Annotated in this window: 20 protein-coding genes; 12 read left to right on the forward strand and 8 right to left on the reverse strand. The window is 65.7% G+C overall.

The window, feature by feature from the left end:
- The 8 genes from AC5LXX_RS07575 (at position 1) to AC5LXX_RS07610 (ending at position 8,858) form a co-directional block, all read left to right on the forward strand.
- Positions 1-1,368 carry a TadA family conjugal transfer-associated ATPase gene (locus tag AC5LXX_RS07575; protein WP_493411006.1) on the forward strand — a complete coding sequence of 456 codons (1,368 nt, stop codon included), beginning with the start codon at positions 1-3 and terminating at the stop codon, positions 1,366-1,368.
- Positions 1,361-2,359: a type II secretion system F family protein gene (locus tag AC5LXX_RS07580; RefSeq protein WP_493411007.1), complete on the forward strand. Its 999-nt coding sequence runs from the start codon at positions 1,361-1,363 to the stop codon at positions 2,357-2,359. Before AC5LXX_RS07575 ends, AC5LXX_RS07580 begins: the two co-directional genes overlap by 8 nt.
- 4 nt (positions 2,360-2,363) lie before the next feature.
- Positions 2,364-3,356, forward strand: a complete 993-nt coding sequence (locus tag AC5LXX_RS07585; RefSeq protein WP_493411098.1) for a type II secretion system F family protein — start codon at positions 2,364-2,366, stop codon at positions 3,354-3,356.
- Positions 3,357-3,373: 17 nt separating this feature from the next.
- Positions 3,374-4,219, forward strand: a complete 846-nt coding sequence (locus tag AC5LXX_RS07590; RefSeq protein WP_493411008.1) for a tetratricopeptide repeat protein — start codon at positions 3,374-3,376, stop codon at positions 4,217-4,219.
- Positions 4,220-4,239: 20 nt separating this feature from the next.
- The gene (locus AC5LXX_RS07595; RefSeq protein ID WP_493411009.1) at positions 4,240-4,563 is read left to right on the forward strand and encodes a DUF3613 domain-containing protein; all 324 of its coding nucleotides are present in this window, start codon (positions 4,240-4,242) and stop codon (positions 4,561-4,563) included.
- A 95-nt stretch (positions 4,564-4,658) separates the two neighbouring features.
- Positions 4,659-6,596 carry a pilus assembly protein TadG-related protein gene (locus AC5LXX_RS07600; protein ID WP_493411010.1) on the forward strand — a complete coding sequence of 646 codons (1,938 nt, stop codon included), beginning with the start codon at positions 4,659-4,661 and terminating at the stop codon, positions 6,594-6,596.
- A gap of 108 nt (positions 6,597-6,704) precedes the next feature.
- A complete protein-coding gene (locus tag AC5LXX_RS07605; protein ID WP_322084002.1) occupies positions 6,705-8,096 on the forward strand; it encodes a sigma-54 dependent transcriptional regulator in 1,392 nt (463 codons plus the stop codon).
- 54 nt (positions 8,097-8,150) lie between these two features.
- A complete protein-coding gene (locus tag AC5LXX_RS07610; RefSeq protein ID WP_493411011.1) occupies positions 8,151-8,858 on the forward strand; it encodes a DUF2968 domain-containing protein in 708 nt (235 codons plus the stop codon).
- Positions 8,859-8,935: 77 nt separating this feature from the next.
- On the opposite strand, the gene hfq is transcribed toward AC5LXX_RS07610, so the two are convergent.
- Positions 8,936-9,490: an RNA chaperone Hfq gene (gene hfq, locus AC5LXX_RS07615; RefSeq protein ID WP_493411099.1), complete on the reverse strand. Its 555-nt coding sequence runs from the start codon at positions 9,488-9,490 to the stop codon at positions 8,936-8,938.
- Positions 9,491-9,785: 295 nt separating this feature from the next.
- Between hfq and AC5LXX_RS07620 the strand changes: the two genes are divergently transcribed.
- Positions 9,786-10,067, forward strand: a complete 282-nt coding sequence (locus AC5LXX_RS07620) for a PXPV repeat protein (protein WP_124454877.1) — start codon at positions 9,786-9,788, stop codon at positions 10,065-10,067.
- 27 nt (positions 10,068-10,094) lie between these two features.
- Here AC5LXX_RS07620 and AC5LXX_RS07625 read toward each other — a convergent pair whose 3' ends face one another.
- From AC5LXX_RS07625 to AC5LXX_RS07640, 4 genes are all read right to left on the reverse strand, one after another.
- Positions 10,095-11,012 (reverse strand): DUF1571 domain-containing protein, encoded by a 918-nt coding sequence (locus AC5LXX_RS07625; RefSeq protein WP_493411012.1) that lies wholly within the window; start codon positions 11,010-11,012, stop codon positions 10,095-10,097.
- Between the two features lie 29 nt (positions 11,013-11,041).
- Positions 11,042-12,796, reverse strand: a complete 1,755-nt coding sequence (locus tag AC5LXX_RS07630) for an AMP-binding protein (RefSeq protein WP_493411013.1) — start codon at positions 12,794-12,796, stop codon at positions 11,042-11,044.
- Between the two features lie 162 nt (positions 12,797-12,958).
- Positions 12,959-13,780: a TetR/AcrR family transcriptional regulator gene (locus tag AC5LXX_RS07635; RefSeq protein WP_043182625.1), complete on the reverse strand. Its 822-nt coding sequence runs from the start codon at positions 13,778-13,780 to the stop codon at positions 12,959-12,961.
- Positions 13,781-13,995: 215 nt separating this feature from the next.
- The gene (locus AC5LXX_RS07640) at positions 13,996-15,216 is read right to left on the reverse strand and encodes an MFS transporter (protein ID WP_493411014.1); all 1,221 of its coding nucleotides are present in this window, start codon (positions 15,214-15,216) and stop codon (positions 13,996-13,998) included.
- A gap of 281 nt (positions 15,217-15,497) precedes the next feature.
- On the opposite strand from AC5LXX_RS07640, the gene AC5LXX_RS07645 reads away from it, so the two are divergent.
- From AC5LXX_RS07645 to AC5LXX_RS07655, 3 genes are all read left to right on the forward strand, one after another.
- Complete coding sequence (locus AC5LXX_RS07645) at positions 15,498-16,040, forward strand: GNAT family N-acetyltransferase (protein WP_493411015.1); 543 nt, start codon at positions 15,498-15,500, stop codon at positions 16,038-16,040.
- Positions 16,041-16,170: 130 nt separating this feature from the next.
- On the forward strand, positions 16,171-16,797 hold the full coding sequence (locus tag AC5LXX_RS07650; RefSeq protein WP_493411016.1) for a ParB-like protein: 627 nt from the start codon (positions 16,171-16,173) through the stop codon (positions 16,795-16,797).
- A gap of 24 nt (positions 16,798-16,821) precedes the next feature.
- Positions 16,822-18,552 carry a SulP family inorganic anion transporter gene (locus AC5LXX_RS07655; RefSeq protein WP_493411017.1) on the forward strand — a complete coding sequence of 577 codons (1,731 nt, stop codon included), beginning with the start codon at positions 16,822-16,824 and terminating at the stop codon, positions 18,550-18,552.
- A gap of 28 nt (positions 18,553-18,580) precedes the next feature.
- Here AC5LXX_RS07655 and AC5LXX_RS07660 read toward each other — a convergent pair whose 3' ends face one another.
- From AC5LXX_RS07660 to AC5LXX_RS07670, 3 genes are all read right to left on the reverse strand, one after another.
- Complete coding sequence (locus AC5LXX_RS07660) at positions 18,581-19,513, reverse strand: carbohydrate kinase family protein (protein WP_493411018.1); 933 nt, start codon at positions 19,511-19,513, stop codon at positions 18,581-18,583.
- A 131-nt stretch (positions 19,514-19,644) separates the two neighbouring features.
- Positions 19,645-20,589, reverse strand: coding sequence for an ABC transporter substrate-binding protein (locus AC5LXX_RS07665; RefSeq protein ID WP_493411019.1), 945 nt, complete (start codon positions 20,587-20,589; stop codon positions 19,645-19,647).
- 82 nt (positions 20,590-20,671) lie between these two features.
- Positions 20,672-21,709 (reverse strand): ABC transporter permease subunit, encoded by a 1,038-nt coding sequence (locus AC5LXX_RS07670; RefSeq protein ID WP_124454896.1) that lies wholly within the window; start codon positions 21,707-21,709, stop codon positions 20,672-20,674.
- Positions 21,710-21,736 lie beyond the last annotated feature (27 nt).

The raw sequence follows: 21,736 nt of genomic DNA on the forward strand, positions 1-21,736 counted from the left end.
ATGGCACACGACATTCAATTCGCCGACGGCGCAGCGCCGTTCTCCCAGACGCAGCATTTCCACGACATCAAGAATGCCGCGCACGAGCACCTGCTGACGCGCATCGAAGAGCTGGGCGCCGAGTTCGGCCGATGGTCCCGCCAGGCGATCAACCAGTTCGTCGATCTCGAGATCGACAGCTTCGTGCGCCTGCGTCGCATCCCGCTCAACGAAAACGAAGTGCGCACGATTGCCGAGGCGCTGACGAAGGAGCTCGCGGGCTTCGGGCCGATCGAGGACCTGCTTGCGGACCCGGCCGTCGAGGACATCCTGATCAACGGCTACAACGACGTGTACGTGTCGCGCCACGGGATTCTCGCGAAGCTGCCGGTGCGTTTCACCGACAACGCGCACCTGCTGCGGATCGTGCGACGGATCCTCGCGCCGATCGGTCGCCGTCTCGACGAATCGAACCCGATGGTCGATGCGCGGTTGCCGGACGGCGGCCGCGTGAACGTCGTGATCGAGCCGCTGTCGATCGACGGTCCGGTCGTATCGATCCGGAAATTCCGCAAGGATCCGCTGAAGCCGTCCGACCTGCTTGCCAACGGGACCTTCAACGAAGAGATCAACACGCTGCTTCAGGCAGCCGTCGAGGCACGCTGCAACATTCTCGTATCGGGCGGGACGAGCTCCGGCAAGACGTCGCTGCTCAACGCGCTCGCGTTCCACATTCCGGAGATCGAGCGTGTCGTGACGATCGAGGATACGGCCGAGCTGTCGCTGAACCACCCGCACGTCGTGCGGCTCGAGAGCCGGCCGGGCGGGTTCGACGGCACCGGCGTGGTGTCGATTCGCGACCTGCTGCGCAATACGCTGCGGATGCGCCCGGACCGGATCATCGTCGGCGAAGTGCGCGGCGGCGAAGTGCTGGAGATGCTGCAGGCGATGAACACCGGCCACGACGGCTCGATGGGGACCGTGCACGCGAGTTCGCCGCGCGAGTGTCTGTACCGTCTCGAGATGCTGGCCGGCTTCGCGGGCTTCCAGGGCACGGAGTCGAGCCTGCGCCGGCAGATCGCGAATGCGATCGACTTCATCGTGCAGATCGGGCGCCTGTCGAACGGGCGTCGGCGGATCCTGTCGATCACCGAAGTGACCGGACTGTCCGACAACATCATCGCGACGCAGGAGCTTTATCGCTACGAGGCGCGCGTGACGGCGGAGGGCGAGGAAGTCGACCACTGGGAAACGCTGGGCATTTATCCGCATTCGCCGAAGCTTGCGCGCTTCCGTCAGACGCTGACGAGCGGCGGATTCGGCGAGGGCGGGTTTGGTGGCGGCTTCGGCGGCGGGTTCGGCCGTGGCGGCGGGGGCTTCAATGTATAGCGCGATGGTGTGGGTGCTGGCGATCGCGATGCTGTGCGTCGCGGCTGCGATGATGCTGTGGCGTCACGCAGAGACCCGGCGCGTGCGGACCGACGTGAAGCGCTTCATCGACAGCCGGCTCGACCCGGGCATGCGTGCTAAGGCCGCGACACAGGCAGTCCGGTCCGCAGTGGCAGGCGGACAACATATTGCGGCGCAGCCTGGCATCGCGCGAAATGCGTCGACAGGCTCATTCTCGGCGCATTGGTATGCGGTGGCCAGTGAGTATCTGACCAATTTCGCGAGTCGGGCGGGGATCGAGGGGGCACGCGGCAAGGCACTGGCGGCGCTCGTCGTGCTGGTCGTTGTCGCGGGCTTCGCGGGCAGCCGTGGTGGCGCGCTGGCGTGCTTCGCCGCGCTCGCGTGCGGCAGCTCGATTGCCGGCGTTTGGCTCGCGTCGCGAATTCAGCGGCGTAGGTTGAAGATTGTCCGGCAGATTCCATCGTTCCTCGACGGGATCGTGCGTCTCGTGACACTTGGCAACAGCGTGCCGGCAGCGTTTCAGTCGGCACTGCTGACGACTGAGGAACCGCTTCGCGGATGTCTTGATCATGTATCGCGGATGCTGCGCGGCGGTGTCGAAATCGATCGTGCGATGGTGCATATCGCGAAGATTTACCGGACCCAGGAGTTCGAACTTGTCGGCTCCGTGCTGCGCTTGTCGGTGAAGTATGGGGGGCGCGCTGACGTGATGCTCGAGCGCATGGCCGTGTTCATGCGCGATCTGGAGCAGGCTGAGCGCGAACTGACCGCGATGTCGGCCGAGACGCGGCTGTCAGCCTTTGTGCTCGTGATGTTGCCGATCGCGATCGGTAGTTTCATTATTTTGAACAATCCGAAATATCTGCATGGAATGTGGAACGATCCGGGTGGACGGACGCTCCTCATGTTCGCGTTTCTATTGCAATTGGCCGGCAGTGTCTGGCTATATCGAATGGCTCGGCTCAGGTGATGCTATGACAGCGACTCAGATCGGAGCGATTGCCCTGGCGACCGGCGCACTCGGCGTGTTGCTGTTCGGCATGATCGCGCTGTTGCGTGCGAGCGCCGCAACGCGTGCCGAGCGCGCGCTTGTCGATGCGTTGGACCGACGCATGGCTGCGCTTGAGGCAGCGAAAGCGCGGCCTGCGCCGGACGGCGAGACGCCCGAGAAACCCGACGTGCGTGGTGGGCAGCGCGTTGGACGGTTTCTCGATCGGTTGTCGGCAGCCGGCGTGCGCTGGCTCGATACCGGGTTTGGAAAATATGCCGTCGCGGAAGAGGATCGCCGCCTGCTCGAGCAATGTGGCTATGTCGACGCGCGCATGCGCGGGTTGTTCCTGAGCGCGCGGGTTGTATGCGGGATCGCGCTGCCGCTGTTGTTCGCGATCTTCGGGAGCGGGCGGATGAAGGGCGGGATGTGGATGTTTGGGATGTTCGCTGCCTTCGGGCTCGGCTTCATGTTGCCGAAGCTTTACGTGCGGCGGCGTGCGACCTCGCGTCGGCAAAGCGTGATCGACGAACTGCCGTTGCTCGTCGACATGCTGCGGCTGCTGCAGGGTGTCGGGTTGTCACTCGATCAGAGCCTGCAGGTTGTGACGAACGATTTTCGCGGAATGATGCCGGTACTGTCGTCGGAGATGGGGATCGCGCAGCGTCAGTTCGCAGCGGGCCGGACGCGTGAGCAGTCGTTGCAGCGTTTGTCTGGCGGATTCGACAACGAGGATCTGCGTGCGATCGTGCGACTGATGATTCAGGTCGACAAGCATGGCGGTGCGGTGCAGGAGCCGCTCAGGCAGTTCGGGGACCGGTTGCGCGAGACGAGACGTGCGATGTTGCGCGAACGGATCGGTCGGTTGACCGTGAAGATGACTGGCGTGATGGTGCTGACGTTACTGCCCGCATTGCTGATCGTGACGGCCGGGCCTGGCATGCTGGCAGTGACGCGCGCGTTGTCGGCGCATCATTGACGGCGGAAGGAAAGACGATGAAGCGGATCTGCGAAATGACAGCGCAAGCGGGTGTGGTGGTGGCAGCGATGCTGTTGCTCGGCGCGTGCGCGACCAAGGAAAACGGGTATGGGGTCAACGCACAGGCCGAGAGGGCGGCGTTGATGCAGGCGGCCGATCAGAAACAGTCCGTGCCGGATACGCCGGGAATGTATCTGGGCCTGATTCAACGAATGCAGGCACAGGGGCTCTACTTTGCGTCGCTTGCGCACATCGACGCCTACGACAAGACATATGGTGTGATCCCGGAGTCGATCCTGTTACGTGCGGACGCGCTGCGGATGACTGACCAGCCGGTCGCGAGCGCGGCCGTCTACACGCAACTGCTGAAAACGCCGCTCGCCGCGCGAGGCTATCGCGGGCTCGGATTGATTGCGGGTGCGGCAGGGGATTTCGATCGCGCGGCGCAGGCGCTTGCACAAGCGTCGGATCTTGCGCCGACCGATGCGTCACTGCTTTCCGATCTCGCGTACGCGAAGCTGCGTAGCGGCGATGTGGTTGGTGCACGGGTGCCATTAATGAAGGCAGCCGAACTGGATCAGCGCAATCCGAAGATCGTCAGCAACCTCGCGCTTTATCTGATTGCGGCCGGTCGCACACAGGATGCTCAGCGGTTGATGAACCAGCAGCATCTGCCGGCGGATATTCGCAAGGACATCAACGGTGACGCCGCGAAGATCGTCGCGGCGGTACGTGCGCAGCAACGCGCTGTCGCGACGCCGCCGGTGGTGTCGCGTCATGCCGCCACGACCCCCATTACACCGATGGCGAACAATTTCGGTTACGACCAGACCGTGCCGCTGTTACAGCGCTTTGCACAGTAAACAGACATCCGGGGAACGACATGAACAACAAACATCATCGAAACGTGTATGCAGGCCGGATCGCGGTGCTGGGAGCGATTGTCTGGATGGCGGGGTCGGCGGCCGCCTATGCGCAAGCCGTAGACGGACCGTACGCGTCGGACGTCGGGCGCGCTGCTAGGGATTGGCTCACGATGCAGCGCGACAATCGCGCGGCGGCTCCAACGCAACCGGTGCTGGGAGATGTCGCGTCGCTCGTCTATCAGCGCTATCTCGACTCGTTCAAGAACAAGATTCCGGATTCGATGAGTTCGCAGCTCGGCTCCGCCAGCGGCATGTCGGGCGGCGGGCAAAGTGCGCAGTAAGCGAGGTGGTGATGCGCGCAGTCCAATCACACATGGCTAGGCGGAGCCGGGCGGGCTACCTGGGAATACGTCATCAGCGTGGCGGCGCTGCGATCATGGCGACGATTTTCCTGGCGATCGCGGTCATCGTGCTGGGCGCGACGGATATCGGTCGCTATTATGCCGAGCGACGTCATATGCAGGCCGCCGCCGATACTGCCGCGCTCTCCGCAGTGACACAGGTTGCCAGCGACGCCACGTGTACGGCCGCTACGACTGCGGTCAATCAAGTCACGAATGTGCCGGCGAGCCTGCTGTCGGGAACATCGACTGCAACGGTGACGTGCGGCATCTGGAGTCCGCCGCCAACCAGCGGCGGCAGCGCACAGTTTACGCGTACCTCGGGAGCACCGCTGCCAGCCAATAACCAATGCGCGGGCCTATCGGGTGGCGCCGTCAGTGCCGGTCAATCGGTCAACGCCGTCTGCGTTACTGTGTCCGAGCCCGTGAGCGGAATTTTTATCAATGGCGTGACGATTAGCGGGTCGGCGATCGCGAAGAGCGTGCCGACCGACACCTTTACGCTGACCACATCGCTGGCGGCGTTGAACGGCGGATTGGCGAACCAGTTGCTCCAGGCATTGCTGGGTACGCCCAATCCGCTGAGCCTGCAGCTCGTCGATTATCAGGGGCTTGCGCAAGTCAATCTGAAACTGGCCGGCATTCTCGCCAATCTGCCGGTCGGCACCAGCACGTCCGTGCTGAACGGTACCGTGACGCTGGGTCAACTGGCCAATGCGGCAGTCCAGGCGGCGACGCAACAGAACCTGGTCGGCGCGAACCTGAACGTGCTGAACGCGATCGTCGTCGCTCTCTGTTCCGGCGGCGTGTGCGGCGGGCCGCAAATCGCGCTCGGTCAGCTGGTTTCCGCTGCAACGGCGACGGGAAGCTCCGCCGTCAACGCCAGCGTCAATGCGCTCGGCTTGCTGTCGACTGCATTGCAGCTCGCAAACGGCACGAATTCGGTCAGCATCCCGAGCGTAACGGTCCAGACGCCGACCTTGCTCGCACCGTTGCTCAACGTGACCGTGTCGGGTTCCGTCAAGCTCGGCGCGAACCCGCCGGCCACCGCGAGTGGTCCGCCCGGGCCGGCGAATTGCGCGACCACCAATTGCACGACCAACACGTCGACCGCACAGGGGAACGTGTTCCTCAATACGTCGATCTCGCTGCTGTCGACCTGCTCGAACGGCGCGCTGGTCTTTCCGGGCGGCAGTTGCTCGTCCGGCACGGCGACGCCGCTTGCCGCGGTGCAATTGCCGATCACCGCCTATGTGGCGCCGGCGACGGCGGGCCTGATGTCCGTCACCTGCACCGCGGACGGCACGAAGACCGCACAGGTGAACGTGCAGACCGGGGTCGTGGCCGTGTACATCGGCGGTTCGGCGAATACGCCGATCAACCTCAACGCGCCTTCCGGATATACGACCGGCAGCGGAACCCCGATCACGCTGGTCGCAGTGAACCTGCAGAGCCTGCTCAGCTTGCTGGGGCTCAATACGGTGATTTCAGCGCTCAACGTGTTGACGCTGGGGCTGATCAACCTGAACCAGATATCCGTCAATATCAGCCTCAAGCCCGGACAGTTGACGGTTCCCGTTGCCAATCAAACGCCAACGCCGCTGACGTTCACGTATCCCGGCCCAGGTTCATCCGCTTCGCCGAGTCCGGCGTCGCCGTACATGCTGGGCACGGGAACGGACCAGTTCCTGTCGCCGGCGGTTCAAGGTATCGTCGGCAGCGGCTTGTCGGTCTCCGTGTCGGCAAGCGGCGGATTGGCATCGGTGTTGGCCGGCATCCTGAACCCGTTGCTGGATATCCTGACCGGGCCGCTTCTGACTGCATTGGGAAGCACGCTTGTCCCGCTCCTCCTGCAACCGATCGATTCGCTCCTGACCTCGGTCACGGGCCTGCTCGGCCTGAGCCTGGGGAATGCCTATGTCACGAACACACCGGACTCGATCAAATGCGGCAATCCCATGCTTGTCCAATAAATGCCTGAGCGTTCCGTCATCGAAGCGGGCGGCATCGCCGTCGCCCGCAATCGGTCACTGACCTGCAATGCCGAGCAACTCGTCAATAACTGAAGCCGCACCCGAAACATGAGAACCACGCCCGCAATCGAAGAGCTCGACCTGTATGTCTGGGAAGGCAAGGCGGACATTGTCGACCGCGTCGCCCGGTGCATGGCGAGCTTCGACGTCGAAGTGATCCGCGCCGACAACGCGGAGATCTCGCCCGAGCGCGCCGCATTGCGGCCGTCGCTCGCGATCATCAGCGTGACGATGATCGAGGGCGGCGCCGCGTTCCTGCGCGACTGGCAGGCCAACATCGGCATGCCGGTGGTCTGGGTCGGCGCGGCGCGCGACAACGACGCGTCGCAGTACCCGCCCGACTATTCGCACATCCTGCCGCTCGACTTCACGTGCGCCGAGCTGCGCGGCATGATCGGCAAGCTCGTCACGCAACTGCGTGCGCACTCGGCCGAAACGTCGCGGCCGTCCGAACTCGTCGCGCACTCCGAATCGATGCAGGCGCTGCTGCACGAAGTCGATACGTTCGCCGACTGCGACACCAACGTGCTGCTGCACGGCGAAACCGGCGTCGGCAAGGAACGCATCGCGCAACTGCTGCACGAAAAGCATTCGCGCTACCGGCACGGCGAATTCGTGCCGGTGAACTGCGGCGCGATCCCCGACGGCCTGTTCGAATCGCTGTTCTTCGGTCACGCGAAAGGATCGTTCACGGGCGCGGTTGTTGCGCATAAAGGCTATTTTGAGCAGGCGGGCGGCGGCACGCTGTTCCTCGACGAAGTCGGCGACCTGCCGCTGTACCAGCAGGTCAAGCTGCTGCGCGTGCTCGAAGATGGCGCGGTGCTGCGCGTCGGCGCGACGGCGCCGGTCAAGGTCGATTTCCGGCTGGTCGCGGCGAGCAACAAGAAGCTGCCGCAACTCGTCAAGGATGGGCTGTTCCGCGCCGATCTCTATTACCGGCTCGCGGTGATCGAGCTGAGCATTCCGTCGCTGGAAGAGCGCGGCGCAGTCGACAAAATCGCGCTGTTCAAGTCGTTTGTCGCGCAGGTCGTCGGCGAGGAGCGGCTCGCGGAGTTGTCCGATCTGCCGTACTGGCTGACGGATTCGGTCGCGGACAGCTATTTCCCCGGCAACGTGCGCGAATTGCGCAACCTCGCCGAGCGTGTCGGCGTGACGGTGCGGCAGACGGGCGGGTGGGATGCCGCGCGGCTGCAACGGCTGATCGCGCACGCGCGCAATTCGGCGCAACCGGTGCCGGTGGAGAGCGCGGCCGAGGTGTTTGTCGATCGCAGCAAGTGGGACATGAACGAGCGCAGCCGCGTCATTGCGGCGCTCGACGCAAACGGTTGGCGTCGTCAGGATACGGCGCAGCAGCTCGGCATCAGCCGTAAGGTTCTGTGGGAAAAAATGCGCAAATATCAGATCTTCGACGAAGAGCCCGAGACCCGCGAAAGCGAGTAATTAATGAGATAAAATCGCGCTGAATTACAACGACTCGGGCGGGAATAAAACTTCATGAGCCATATGACGGGGTTGGGGCGGGTGGGCGTGTTGCTCGCCCTGGTGGGAGGCATGCAGGGCGTGTACGCACAGGGCCTGGCCGGCAGCGATTCGCCGGCGGTGCAGCAGGCGTCGGCGCCGGTGGCGGCGATTCCGGTGATCGATCAGCAGGGCCAGACGTCCTTGCAGCCGCAGGCGGGCGAATCGACGGGGCCGAGCACGGTCGACGATCTGCAGCGCCAGATTCAGGCGCACTCGCTGACGGAAATGCGCACGAGCTACAACGGCAGCTACGGTGCGAGCCTGCTGTTCAACGTGAAGGACGGTGCGTACTTCGTCGCGCTGTTCCAGCAGAAGGCGTTCTGGCGCGTGATCAAGACGTACGACGAAACGCGCGCGGAAGCGATTTATCGTGATTTCTCGCGTCAGGCGGAGCGGCTGGCCGTCAACGAACTGCGGGCGGCGAAGCTGGAATCGCAGAAGGCGCAGATGGACAAACAGATCGAGGTTACGCAGGATCGCGCACGGCGCCTGCAGGCCGATATCTCGATCGCACGCCAGCAGCAGGCGGCGGTCGCGGATCGCCAGAAGAACGTACGCAACGAGACGGCGGCATTGCAGGCGCAGCAGGCTGAGCTCCAGTCGCAATTGCGCGCGTTGCAGCAGCAGGTGCGTTCGCTGCAGCGTGAGGCCGACGCGGGCCTGCCGACGACGGCACGCTGAACCCGGCAGCGGTGCGGCGACATGCCGCGCCGGCTGCACCAGCAAAAAGGGCAAGCCGTTTGGCTTGCCCTTTTGTTTTACTGGCCGTCCGGCACGATTCGCCGGCGGCGTGTGACGATCACCGGACCGTTGCCGCCGCGGGAATCCGACGACGACGTGTTGCCGGATGCGTCGCCGCTGTCGCGCGGCGCGCCATAGCTTTCGCGCGGTTCGCGGGGCTCGCGCGGCGCGCCGTAGCCTTCGCGTGGTTCGCGCGAGCCATAGCCTTCACGCGGTTCGCGGGACCCGTAGCCGCTGCCGTCGCCGCGCGATTCGCGCGGGCCGCCGTGCGAGCCGTACGGGCTGTGACCGCCGCCTTCACGGCCGCCGGGGCGACCGCCGGTGCGCGGCCCGCGGGGACCGCCGCCGCCCGGGCGCGAGCCGCCCGTGTCGAGCTGGATGGTGGAAATCGCGCGCTTGTAGATGCCTTGCAGACCCACGGGGGTGCGCAGCATCACCAGGTACTGGTCGAACGACTCGATGCACCCCGTCAGACGAATGCCGTTGACGAGATAGATTTCAACGCGCTTACGTTCCTTGCGCGCCGAATTGATGAAGTCGTTTTGCGGATGGGATTCTGCGGGATTGGCCATTGAGGTGCGGCAGGAGCCTGCGTCAGAGAATGTGTTGTGCGTGTGTGTGGCGTATTCGTCCACAAGGCGTTTGGCGGAATTCTACCCTGTTCGATAGGGAAGCGCGCAGTCGTGATTGTGTCGAACCGTAACCCACTATAGACGTTCCAGCGCATTTTCGCGATTCGGCCGAATAGCTAGCGCCGTTTCGTTACGTCGCGTTACGACTCTCGCAGTGCCGTATCACCTCGCCGTGTGCGGTGCGCTTACATTGAGCGCGCGCGCCGGGCGGGCTGGCGTATCAGGGATGCAGAACATGAACATGAGGCAATGGGCAGGGTGGGTCGGCGGCGTGGCGTTGCTGGCTTCCGGCAGTGCAATGGCGCATGTCGACCTGTCGGTCGGCATCGGCGTACCGGTCGCACCGGTCTATGTCGAGCCGGCACCGGTCTATGTGGCGCCGCAGCCGGCCGTCGTCGCCTATCCGGGCTACGGATACGGCTACTACGGCGATGACGACGACGATCGCTACCGGAAGTGGCGCAAGCACTATTACAAGCATTGGCGCAAGCACCACGGCGACGACGATGACGATTGATCGCGGCGTCAACCGCGCCGGCACGCATCAGAACGCGTAGTCGGGGTTTTTCGGGTCGAATGCGGTGTCGTCGAGAGTGGCCGGCGCGATTTTCTCGATGACGATCCGCTCGAAGATCCTGCCGTCGTTGTCATAGGACTCGACGGTCCGGAAATAGGGCGCGTGCAGGTCGAGCCCGAGGACTTCCTTCTTCGCGTAGAACTGCGGCCGGCCGGTCGGCGTCTCGTAGGTGAGCGCGACCACGCGCACGCCGCCGATCGATTTCGCTTCGACCTGGGTCGGCCGCTGCACGCCGGCTTCGAGATACTTCTTCCCTTCGGTCAGGTACAGGTTCGTGATGAACTCGGTACCGAGATCCTTCACCTGGTGATTCGACTGCGCACGCGCCAGCGCGCCGTCGAGCGCCGTCCACAGCGGAATCTTGCCGAGCAGGCCGCCGAGATGGCCGTACATCTCGTCCTTGCGCTGCGTCGTGTCGTAGATCGTCTCCTGTCCCGCATGCGCGCCGCCCGGCAACCATTTCGCATACACGCGCAGCGGCTCGCGGGTGGTCTTCACCAGCATGCGGTCGGGCGTGTCGGACCATTTCCCGCTGATGCGCTCCTGGCGCACCATCGTGAACTGGTACGCCGGATAGCCGTTAGGACCATTGCGGATATAGAGCGGCACGGCGAGCGGGTCGAGCGCCTTGAAGAGCGCGGTGAGCGTCGCGTCGTCGAGCTGCGCGAGCGTGCCGCGCTGCGCGGCCGTGCGCAGCCAGCCTGCCTGTTGCGCGAGCGGCTCGCGCGTGACTTTCGCGAGGTCCGCCGGCAGTGCGACCTCGTGTGCCGCACTCGCGGCATCGGCCGTTTCCTGCGCGTGCAGGCCTGCGTGCGCGAGCGACAGCAGGCCCGCGACGGTCGCGGCGGCGGCATGCCGTGCGCGGCGCTTCATTCCTTCGTTCATCGACAGCGTCTCCCGGAGCGATGGATCGTTCAGCCTTGCTTCGCAGCCTTGACTTTGGCGAGTTCCTCGTCGCGCAGCGCGCGGCGCAGGATCTTGCCGACGTTCGTCTGCGGCAGCGCGTCGCGGAACTCGACGAATTTCGGCATCTTGTAGCCGGTCAGGTTCTTGCGGCAGTGCGCGAGCACGTCGTCGACCGTCAGCGACGGGTCGCGGCGCACGACGAACACCTTGATCCGTTCGCCCTGTACTTCGTCCGGAATGCCGATCGCCGCGGCCTCGCTGATGCCCGGATGCATCACGAGCACTTCCTCGATTTCGTTCGGATACACGTTGAAGCCCGACACGAGGATCATGTCCTTCTTGCGGTCGATGAGGCGGATGAAACCGCGCTCGTCCATCACGCCGATGTCGCCGGTGCCGAGCCAGCCGTCGGCGTCGATGACCTTGGCCGTCTCGTCCGGGCGCTGCCAGTAGCCGCGCATCACCTGCGGGCCGTGCACGCACAGCTCGCCCGGCTCGCCGACGGGCGCCCAGGTGCCGTCCTCGCGACGAAAGCGCACGACGGTCGACGGCGCGGGCAGGCCGATCGAGCCGCTGAACGCGGCCATGTCGTTCAGGTCCACGGGGTTCATCGTGACGATGGGCGAGCATTCGGTGAGCCCATAGCCTTCGACGACCGGCCGCCCCGTCACCTGCTGGAAGCGTTCCGCGACCGCGCGCTGCATCGCCATCCCGCCGGCCATCGCGAGCTTGAGCTTCGAGAAGTCGCGCTGGCGGAATTCCTCGTTGTCGAGGAACGCGTTGTACAGCGTGTTGATGCCGGTGATGCCCGTGAACGTTTCGTTGCGGATGATCTTCATCACCATCTTCATGTCGCGCGGGTTCGCGATCAGGATGTTGCGCCCGCCGAGTCCCATGAAGATGAACGCGTTCACCGTCAGCGAATAGATGTGATACAGCGGCAGCGGCGTGAGCACGGTTTCGACGTCGCCCGACACCTGGTCGGCGATCCACGCCTTCGCCTGCAGCAGGTTCGCGATCAGGTTGCCGTGCGTGAGCATCGCGCCTTTCGCGACGCCGGTCGTGCCGCCCGTGTATTGCAGGAACGCGAGGCCGTCGCGTGTCGTCTGCACGGGCTGCGGCTTGACGCGCGCGCCGAGCGCGAGGGCCGGGCGCAGTCGGACGGCCTGCGGCAGGTGGTAGGCCGGCACGAGCTTCTTCACGTGTTTCAGCACGAAATTGATCAGGCGTCCTTTCGCATTGAAACCGTCGGCGAGCAGGTCGCCGAGCGCGGTGACGACGATGTTCTTCACCTGCGTTTCCGGCAGCGCGTCCTGCAGCGTGCGCGCGAAGTTCTCGAACACGACGATCGTCTGCGCGCCGCTGTCCTTCAACTGGTGTGCCAGCTCGCGCACGGTATAGAGCGGATTGACGTTGACGACGATCGCGCCGGCCTTCAGCGTGCCGAACAGCGCGACCGGGTACTGGAACGTGTTGGGCAGCATGATCGCGACGCGGTCGCCCGGCTTCACGCCGAGGCTCTGCAGATACGATGCGAATGCGTCGACTTTCTGCGCGAGCGTGCGGTAGGTCATCGACGCGCCGGCGCTCACGTAGGCGACGCGATCGGCGAAGCGGGTCGTGCATTCGTCGAAGAACTGCACGAGCGACGCGTATTGCGCGACGTCGATTTCGTGCGGGACGCCGGGCGGATATGACGCGTACCAGATGCCGTCGGTGTTCGGCGGGATCTGGGTCGCTGCGGTTGCTGCGGAAGATGACATGACGTGTCTCCGGTCTTTGCTTCTCGGCGAGGGCAGGCGGACGCTTCGGCGCCTGCCCATGCCCCGTGCTTCGCGGCCGGTCGGTGCGGGCGCCTCGACGCCCCGCATGACCGCGCGCATCAATCAAATCGTGAACAAGACGCCGCGCGTGGCCCCGCGCGCTCAGTTCGTGGAATGCAGTGTCGCCGTATCGGCGGTCGTGGCACCCGACTGCGGCAACCCGAACGCTTCGCTGGCGCCTGCGTCGTCGAGCACCGCCGCGAAGATCGACAGCTGCGCGCTGTCGGGCATCGGCGCCTTCAGCGCGGCAACGATCAGCGACGACAGCCGCGCGATCATCTGCACGTCGTTCATCGTGCGGCCTTGCGAGAACTCGTCGATCAGGCTTTCCGTCTCGGCACCCGCGAGCGCGCCGGACAGTGCGCCGATCGCGAAGTGCAGCCGCCAGCCGAGCTCGGTGCGCGGCAGATGCGGCAACGCGCGCTGGAACGCGTCGAAGAAGCGGCCCGCGACGCTCGCGTAGTGCGCGGTCAGGAAGTTGCGCACGAACGGCGACGGATCGGTATAGGCGCGGCCGATCAGCCGCAGGAATCCGGGGCCGCCGCGTTCGGGATTGCGCGAGGCCTTCAGCGCGGGAATGAACATCGCGCCGAGCACGTGCTCGCAGGTGATGTGCGTGCCGAGCTGCGCATCGAAGCGGTCGAGGATGCCGAGGCGTTCCTGGTTGAGCTGGTCGAGCCGGCGCGACAGCATCGCGTGGATCAGCGCTTCCTTGCTGCCGAAGTGATAGTTGACCGCCGCGAGGTTGACCGCCGCACGTGACGTGATCTGCCGCATCGACATCGCTTCGAAGCCATGCTCGATGAAGAGATCCTCGGCCGCATCGAGGATGCGCGCCTTCGTGCCGCCGGTCTGCCGAGTGCCGGATGACCGAGCCCCGGACGGCCGTCCCGCGGATGGCCGCCCCTCCTGACTTACTGCCATGTTCCGCCTCCCATGCCGGTTTCCCGGCCGCGAACAGGTGATTTGATTATCTGATTCAAACAGTCGTTTTTATTAAGATAAAAAATCGCGGGCAGGGCGGGCAAGCGGGGAATCTGGATAAATTCCTCTAGTTCGATGTGCGAATGCGGAAAGTGTGACGCGCGGCCCCGGCCAGGCGGGGCGCGCGCGATGGTGCGATGCGGCAATGCGCGGAATCAGGCGACGGTGCTACGCGTATTGACCGATTGCGTCATGTCGATGCCGCGTCGTTCGCGGCTGAACAGGATCAGCACGGCGATCACGACGGCGACGGTGCCGGCCACGAGCGCAAGCGCGAGGCCGTAGTTGTTGCCGTGCGAAACGGCGAGCGACGCCTGCATCGTCGCGTTGCCGGACGCGAGCAGGTTGCCGAGCTGATAGACGACGCCGGGGAAGGTCGCGCGGATTTCGTCGGGCGAAATCTCGTTCAGGTGGACCGGGATCACGCCCCACGCGCCCTGGACCGAGATCTGCATCAGGAACGCGCCGGCGGCGAGGGCGACGGGGCCGCTCGAGAATGCCCACAGCGGCAGCACGGGCAGCGCGATCAGCGCGGCGATGAAGATCGCGCGGCGCCGGCCGATGCGCTCCGAGATCGAGCCGAACGACAGGCCGCCGACGATCGCGCCGATGTTCAGCACGATCGTGATCCACGACACGGTATGCGGATCGAAGTGATGCTGTTCGCGCAGGAAGGTCGGGTAGAGATCCTGCGTGCCGTGCGAGAAGAAGTTGAACGCGGTCATCAGCACGATCGCGTAGATCGTGAGCTTCCAGTTCTGCTTGATCGTGGCGCCGAGGCTCGGGCGCGGGCGCTTCTCCATCTGCTTCCACGCAGGCGACTCGGGCACGTGCGTCCGGACGTACAGCACGAGCAGCGCGGGCAGCACGCCGACCATGAACATCCCGCGCCAGCCGATGTACTGGTAGAACAGGCCGAACACGACGGACGCGAGCAGATAGCCGCTCGGGTAGCCGGCCTGCAGTAGCCCCGACACGAAGCCGCGCGCATGGGTCGGGACGGTCTCCATCGTCAGCGCGGAGCCGACGCCCCATTCGCCGCCCATCGCGATGCCGAACAGCGCACGCAGCACGAGCAGCGCGGTGAGGCTCGGCGCGAAACCGGACGCGAGCTCGAGCAGGGAATAGCACGCGATGTTGATCATCAGCGTCGGGCGTCGGCCGAAGCGATCGGCGAGCCGGCCGAAGATCAGGGCGCCAAGCGGGCGCATCGCAAGCGTCAGCGTGAGCGCGAACGCAACGGCGGGGATCGTCGACGCGAATTCCGCGGCGATGTCCTTCAGCACGAAAACCATCAGGAAAAAATCGAACGCATCGAGCGTCCACCCCAGATAGGCGGCGATCGTGACGTTGCGTTGTTCGCGGGTCCAGCTCATGTCCGAGGTCTCCACGTTGGCGTGTGCGCTCACGCATAGGCATGCGGATGCCGGCCCGGCCTGCGCGCGGTGCGGGGGCATGGATCAGTGTAGGCCGCGGTGCCGCGCGATGTGGGGCGCGATAACGTCGAATCAGGAATAATCCCTACGAAATGAACTGTTTCGGAAACGGCAACGGCGCCGCGCGAGCCAGGCGACACGCGTCTGTATCATTCCGGAAGGCTGTTTGTATTTGTTCTGTAATGTGCGCGATGCACATCGTCACCGAATCAGGAGTCCCGATGACCGAACGTTCCGCCGACTTGCTGCCCGTGCTCGAAACGGCGAGGTTGTGGTTGCGTCCGCGCGTGCTGGCCGATCTCGATGCGTGCCTCGCGATGGATCGCGATCCCGAGGTCACGCGGCACATCGCGGGCCCGTGGCACGACCCCGACGAGCATCGCCGCTTCGTCACGCACCGGATCACGCGCGACTATCCGCCGGGCCTCGGCTACTGGTCGATCTTCGAGAAGGCCGCGCCCGACACGTTCATCGGCTGGATCCTGCTGATTCCCGACTATGCGGGCGGGGCGCGCGACGTCGAGATCGGCTGGCGGCTCGTGCGCGCGACGTGGGGGCGCGGCATCGCGAGCGAGGCCGCGCAAGCCGTCGTGCGTCACGCGTTCGACACCGTGCGACTGCCGCGCGTGATCGCCGATATCGCGGAAGCCAACCACGGCTCGCTGAACGTCGCGCGCAAGCTCGGCATGCGTCGCGTGAGCGTCGTGCACGATGGCATTCCTTACATTCGTCATCGTCTCGAACGCAACGACCTGCGCGCGTAGCGCAGCGTCGTGCGCAGGCACGGACGGTTGTCGGAGATCGTCAATCGAATGCGTATCGAGGTCATGACGTATTAACGGCTCGCGCGATCAGGAGTATCGTTGCCGAAATTTCGCAACATGGGGTACGACCATGGCACTCGGCAACGACGTTCATCTCATTCCCGTCCGGCTCGACGCGCTGCGTCCGACGCAGATGACGGTCGGCTATCGCGAAGTCAAGGCGAAGCGCAAGCACTGGAAGGGGCTCAACAAGCGCGCACGCAAGGCGGCGATCGAATCGCACTGGTTCCCGGCCATCCTCGGCCCGGGCGGGCTGCACTACATCACCGATCACCATCATCTCGGCCTCGCGCTGATCGAGGAGGGCGAATCGCGCGTGAACGCCATGTTGCTGAAGGATCTGTCGTGGCTCGACGACACGATCTTCTGGCGGATGATGGAACACAACCAATGGGTGCATCCGTTCGGCGCGGACGGCACGCGCCGTGACTACGCGAATCTGCCGAAGGCGCTGACGGGGCTCGTCGACGATCCGTACCGCAGCCTGGCCGGCGAGCTGCGCACGGCCGGCGGCTATGCGAAGGACGCGACGCCGTTCAGCGAATTCCTGTGGGCCGACTATCTGCGCCAGCACATCACGCTCGACCAGATCCGCAAGAATTTCGCCAAGGCGCTCGACGTCGCGCTGCACCGCGCACACGACCAGGACGCGCGCTACCTGCCCGGCTGGTCGGGCGTCATCGCCGTCAAGCCCTGACCGGCGCACGGCGCCGACCGCCTCATGACGACCGCCCCGATTCGTCCCGACGCCGGCCCGCAGCATGCCGACCATTTCGCTCCGCTCGATGCCGCTTCGCCGCCGCCCAAGCGGCGCATCGGCCTCGATGCGCTGGCCGGCCTGTCGATCGCCGGGCTGCTGATTCCCGAAGCGGTCGCGTATGCGGGGCTCGCCAACCTGCCGCCGCAGGCCGGCCTGATCGCGCTGCTGTCGGGGCTCGTCGTCTATGCGCTCACGGGCAGCAGCCGCTTCGCGATCGTGTCGTCGACGTCGTCGTCGGCCGCGGTGCTCGCGGCAACCGTGCTTGCCGAATCGGGGATGGCGCTGGCCGCGCAGCTCGCGCTCGCGGCGGCGCTCGTCGCGATGACGGGCGTGCTGTTCATGCTCGCGGGCGCCGCGCGGCTCGGCGGCATGTCGGATTTCGTCGCACGGCCCGTGCTGCGCGGCTTCACGTTCGGCCTCGCGCTGACGATCGTCATCAAGCAGTTGCCGAAGATCCTCGCGATCTCCGTGCAACACAGCGATGCGCCCCATGTCGCGCTCGACCTGATCGCCGGCGCGCCGCATGCGAACCTCGCGAGCGTCGTGCTCGGTGCGATCGCGCTGGCGCTGCTGTTCGTGCTCGGGCGGAGCTCGCGCGTGCCCGCGACGCTCGTCGTGATCGTGCTGTCGATCGCGGCCGGCTACGCGATCGACTGGCAGCGATACGGGATCGCGATCGTCGGCCATATCGACTTTCGGCACCTCGAATTCGGCCTGCCGACGCTCGACCGCAACGCGTGGATGCAGACGGTCGAGCTCGCGTTCGCGCTGATGCTGATCCTGTACGCGGAGTCGTACGGTTCGATCCGCAATTTCGCGCTCAAGCATGGCGATACCGTGTCGCCGAACCGCGATCTCGTCGCACTCGGCTGCGCGAACCTCGTGTCGGGCCTGCTGCACGGAATGCCGGTCGGTGCCGGCTATTCGGCGACGTCGGCGAACGAGGCGGCCGGTGCGCAGTCGCGCTTTGCCGGCCTGTGGGCGGCCGGCGTGGTCGCGCTGATCGTCTGGCTGCTGCTGCCGCAGCTCGCGCGCACGCCGGAGCCCGTGCTCGCGGCGATCGTGATCTTCGCGGTCAGCCACTCGTTGCATCCGTCCGTCTTCCGGCCGTACTGGGCGTGGCATCGCGACCGGCTCGTCGTGATCGCCGCGTTGCTCGCGGTGCTCGTGCTCGGCGTGCTGCACGGCTTGCTTGCGGCCATCGGCGTGAGCCTGTTGCTGACGCTGCGCAAGCTGTCCGAGCCGAACGTCAGCGTGCTCGGCCGGCTGCGCGACAGCCACGACTTCGTCGACGTCGCGAGCCATGCCGACGCGAAGTCGGTGCCGGGCGTGCTGATCGTGCGGCCCGAGGCGCAACTGTTCTTCGCGAATGCGGACCGGATGCTGAATCGCGTGCGTGCGCTGATGAAGGCCGCGCCGGACACGCATACCGTGATGCTGAGCCTCGAGGAAACGCCGGATGTCGACGGTACGACGATCGAATCGTTACGCACCTTTGCGGCCGAATGCGCGGCGCGCGGGTTGCGGCTCGCGATCGTGCGGCTCAAGGTGCACGCGCTGCATGCGCTGCGCCGCGCGGCGGACGATACGCTGCACGACGACGCGATGTCGGAATTGAGCGTCGACGAGAGCCTGCAACTGCTGAAGGCAGGCATGCCGCCGGACGGCAGCGACGGCACGACCGCCGCGTGACGCGGCGGCACGGCGGCGCCGTCTATTGCTAAAGCGCGGCGACGCCGGCCGTGCGATCGATCATGCCGGCCACTTCCTCTGCCGTCGGCGCATAGGCGCCTGCGTGCGCACAGGCCACCGCCGCGCATGCGGCTGCGTAGCGCAGATGGTCGGCGGCCGTCGCATCGGGGCGCGCAAGTTGGCTTGCGAGCCAGCCGCCGATGCTCGCATCGCCGCAACCGACCGTGTCGGAGACTTCAGTCGGGAATGCGGGCTGGAACAGCTCGGTGTCGCAATGCAGGAGCTGCATGCCCGATGCGCCGCGCGTGACGAGCAGCGTCGCGTCGGGCGCCCATTCGCGCAGTTGCGCGAGCGCGGCCGCCTCGTCGAGCTCGGGAAACAGCCCGCGCAGATCTTCGTCGGATACCTTGATCCAGTCGGCGAGCGCGGCCAGCCGTCGCAACGTGCCGCGATAAGACGGCGCAGCCATCGGCGCGCGGAAGTTCGGGTCGAACGAAATCCGCTTGCCGGCCGCACGCGCGGCCTGCGCGACGTCGATCAGGCGCGACGCGAGCGGCTCGCGCACGACACCGAGCGAGCCGATGTGCACGATCTCGGCCGCGTCGAAGGCGCCGGCGGGCAAGTCGGCCGGATCGAAGGCAAGGTCGGCGCTGTTTTCGCCGATGAAGAAATAGTGGGGCGGCTGCTTCGACACGACCATCGCGAGCAGCGGCGCGCGGTCGACCTGCCGGATGAAGCGCATGTCGAGTCCTGCGTCGGCGCTCTTGCGCATCAGCTCGTCGCCGAAGGTGTCGCGGCTGACCGTGCCGGCGAAGGCCGTCGGCACGCCGAGCCGTGCACCGACGCGCGCAACGTTCCAGCATGAGCCGCCGGCGACGCTGTGCCAGTGCTGCGCGTCGTCGCGGATGAAATCGGTCAGCGCTTCGCCGAATACGATCAGGCGGGGGAACGTCGTCGTCATGTCGAAACCTTGTGCCGCGGCGTTGCGCGCGGCCGTACAGCGGTTGATCCAAGAAAGCGGGCAGTGCGGGCCGTCGCGCATGGCGACACGGCCGGGCACTGCCCGGTTGCGCGGGCGGACTGGGGGCGCGATCAGCGCGGCGCGCTCCAGCCCTTGTAGGTCTTCACGTTGTCGCGCGTGATGAGCGTCGGCTCGATCAGGATCATCGGATTGGCCGGCTTCTGGCCGTTCATGATCCCGTAGCCGACGTTGACGGCCTGCTGCGCCATCGCCCACGGATCCTGGCTCGACGACGCCTGCACGAGCGTGTTGGACTTGAGCGCGACTTCGATGTCGGGTGCGCCGTCGACCGACGTGATCACGATTCCCGGACGGTTCAGCTGCTTCGCGGCGAGGTCGCTGCCGATCGCCTGCGGGTCGTTGATCGTGAACACCGCGTCGAGCTTCGGAAAGCGCGTCAGGTAGCCCTGCATCGCATTCATCCCGCCTTCGCGCGAGCCCTTGCCGTCCTGGTCGCTCGACAGCAGCTTGATGCCGGCGTTTTTCGCGAGCACGGACTTGCAGCCGTTCACGCGATCGATCACGGCGGACACCTGCGGGCCGTTCTCGATGATCACGTTCCCCTTGCCGTTGAGTTTCTTCGCGATGTAGTCGCACGCGAGTTCGCCGGCCTTCACGTTGTTGGTCTGCACGGTCGCATTCGCGCCGGCCGCGGCGACGTCGACCGCGACGACCGTGATGCCGGCCGCCTGCGCCTTCTTCACCGCCGGTTCGATCGCCTTCGGATCGGTCGCGTTGAGCAGGATCATGTCGACGTGCGCGGAGATGAAGTTGTCGATCTGCGTGAACTGCTTGTTCAGGTCGTAGTCGGCCGAGACGGCCGTGACCTTCGCGTTCGGGTTGAGCTGCTTCGCGCGTGCTTCGGCGCCCTTGACGATCGTGACGAAGTACGGATTGCCGAGCGACCCGACCGTGACGCCGATCGATTTGAGCGGCTTGTCGGCCGCGTGTGCGGCGGAAGCGCCGAAGGCGAGTGCGCAGGCGACAGCGGTCAGGGCGGCGGTGTGCTTGAACATGTCGTTGTGTCTCCGTGAGGTCTGTTGGCGAACGGCGCAGGCGGACCGGCCTGCGCCGCGAGGTTGAATCGACGGGAAGGGATCAGGTGCGCGCCGAGTCGCGCTGGCGGTAACGATCGAGCGCGACGGCGCCGATGATCACGAGCCCCTTGATGATGTATTGCCAGATGTCGGACACGCCGAGCAGCACGAGGCCGTTCGTCAGGACCGCGATGATCAGCGCGCCGATCAGCGTGCCGACGATCGAGCCGACGCCGCCGACGAAGCTCGTGCCGCCGAGGATCACCGCGGCGATCGCGTCGAGTTCGTAGGACTGGCCGAGCTGCAGGCCGTTGGCCGCATAGAGCCGTGCGGCCGACATCACCGCGCCGAGGCCTGCCAGCAGCCCGGACGCCGCATAGACGAACATCTGGATCGCGCGCACGTTGATGCCCGACAGGCGCGCGGCTTCCGGATTGCCGCCGACCGAATAGATCCGCATCCCGAGCACCGTGCGGCGCAGGATGAACCACGAGATCGCGATCACCGCGCAGGCGATCACGACGAGCCACGGCACGCCGAGGATCGTGCCGTTGCCGATGAACGCGAACGGCAGTTGCGGGTTGAACACGGTCGTGTCGTTGCCGATCAGGCGCGCGACGCCGCGCACGGCCGTCATCGCGCCGAGCGTGACGATGAACGGCGGCAGGCGCAGGAACGAGATCAGCCCGCCGTTGATCGCGCCGAACACGAGGCCGACGACGAGTGCGAACGGCACGCCGAGCCAGCCCCAGCCGGGGATCGTCGAGGCGAGCAGCGCGGCGACGGCCGCGGCGGCGAGCACCGAGCCGACCGACAGGTCAATGCCGCCCGTCAGGATCACGAAGGTCATGCCGGCCGCGAGCACGATGTTGATCGATGCCTGCTGCGTGACGATCGACAGGTTCTGCAGCGTGAAGAAGCCGTCGGTCAGGAAGCCGAAGCCGATGCACAGCACCAGCAGCACCGGCAGCATGCCGGCCGTGCGTATCAGCGACTGCATGCGGGCGCGTTGATCGGCGCCGCGCAACAGCGGCGTACGGTTGGCCACCGGCTGGGCCGTCGCGGAAGCGAGGTTCCGCTGCTTGGTCGGGTTGATCATTTCGGTAACCTGAATGTAAGAGTGGTA

It is taken from the genome of Burkholderia torrens, assembly GCF_984668525.1.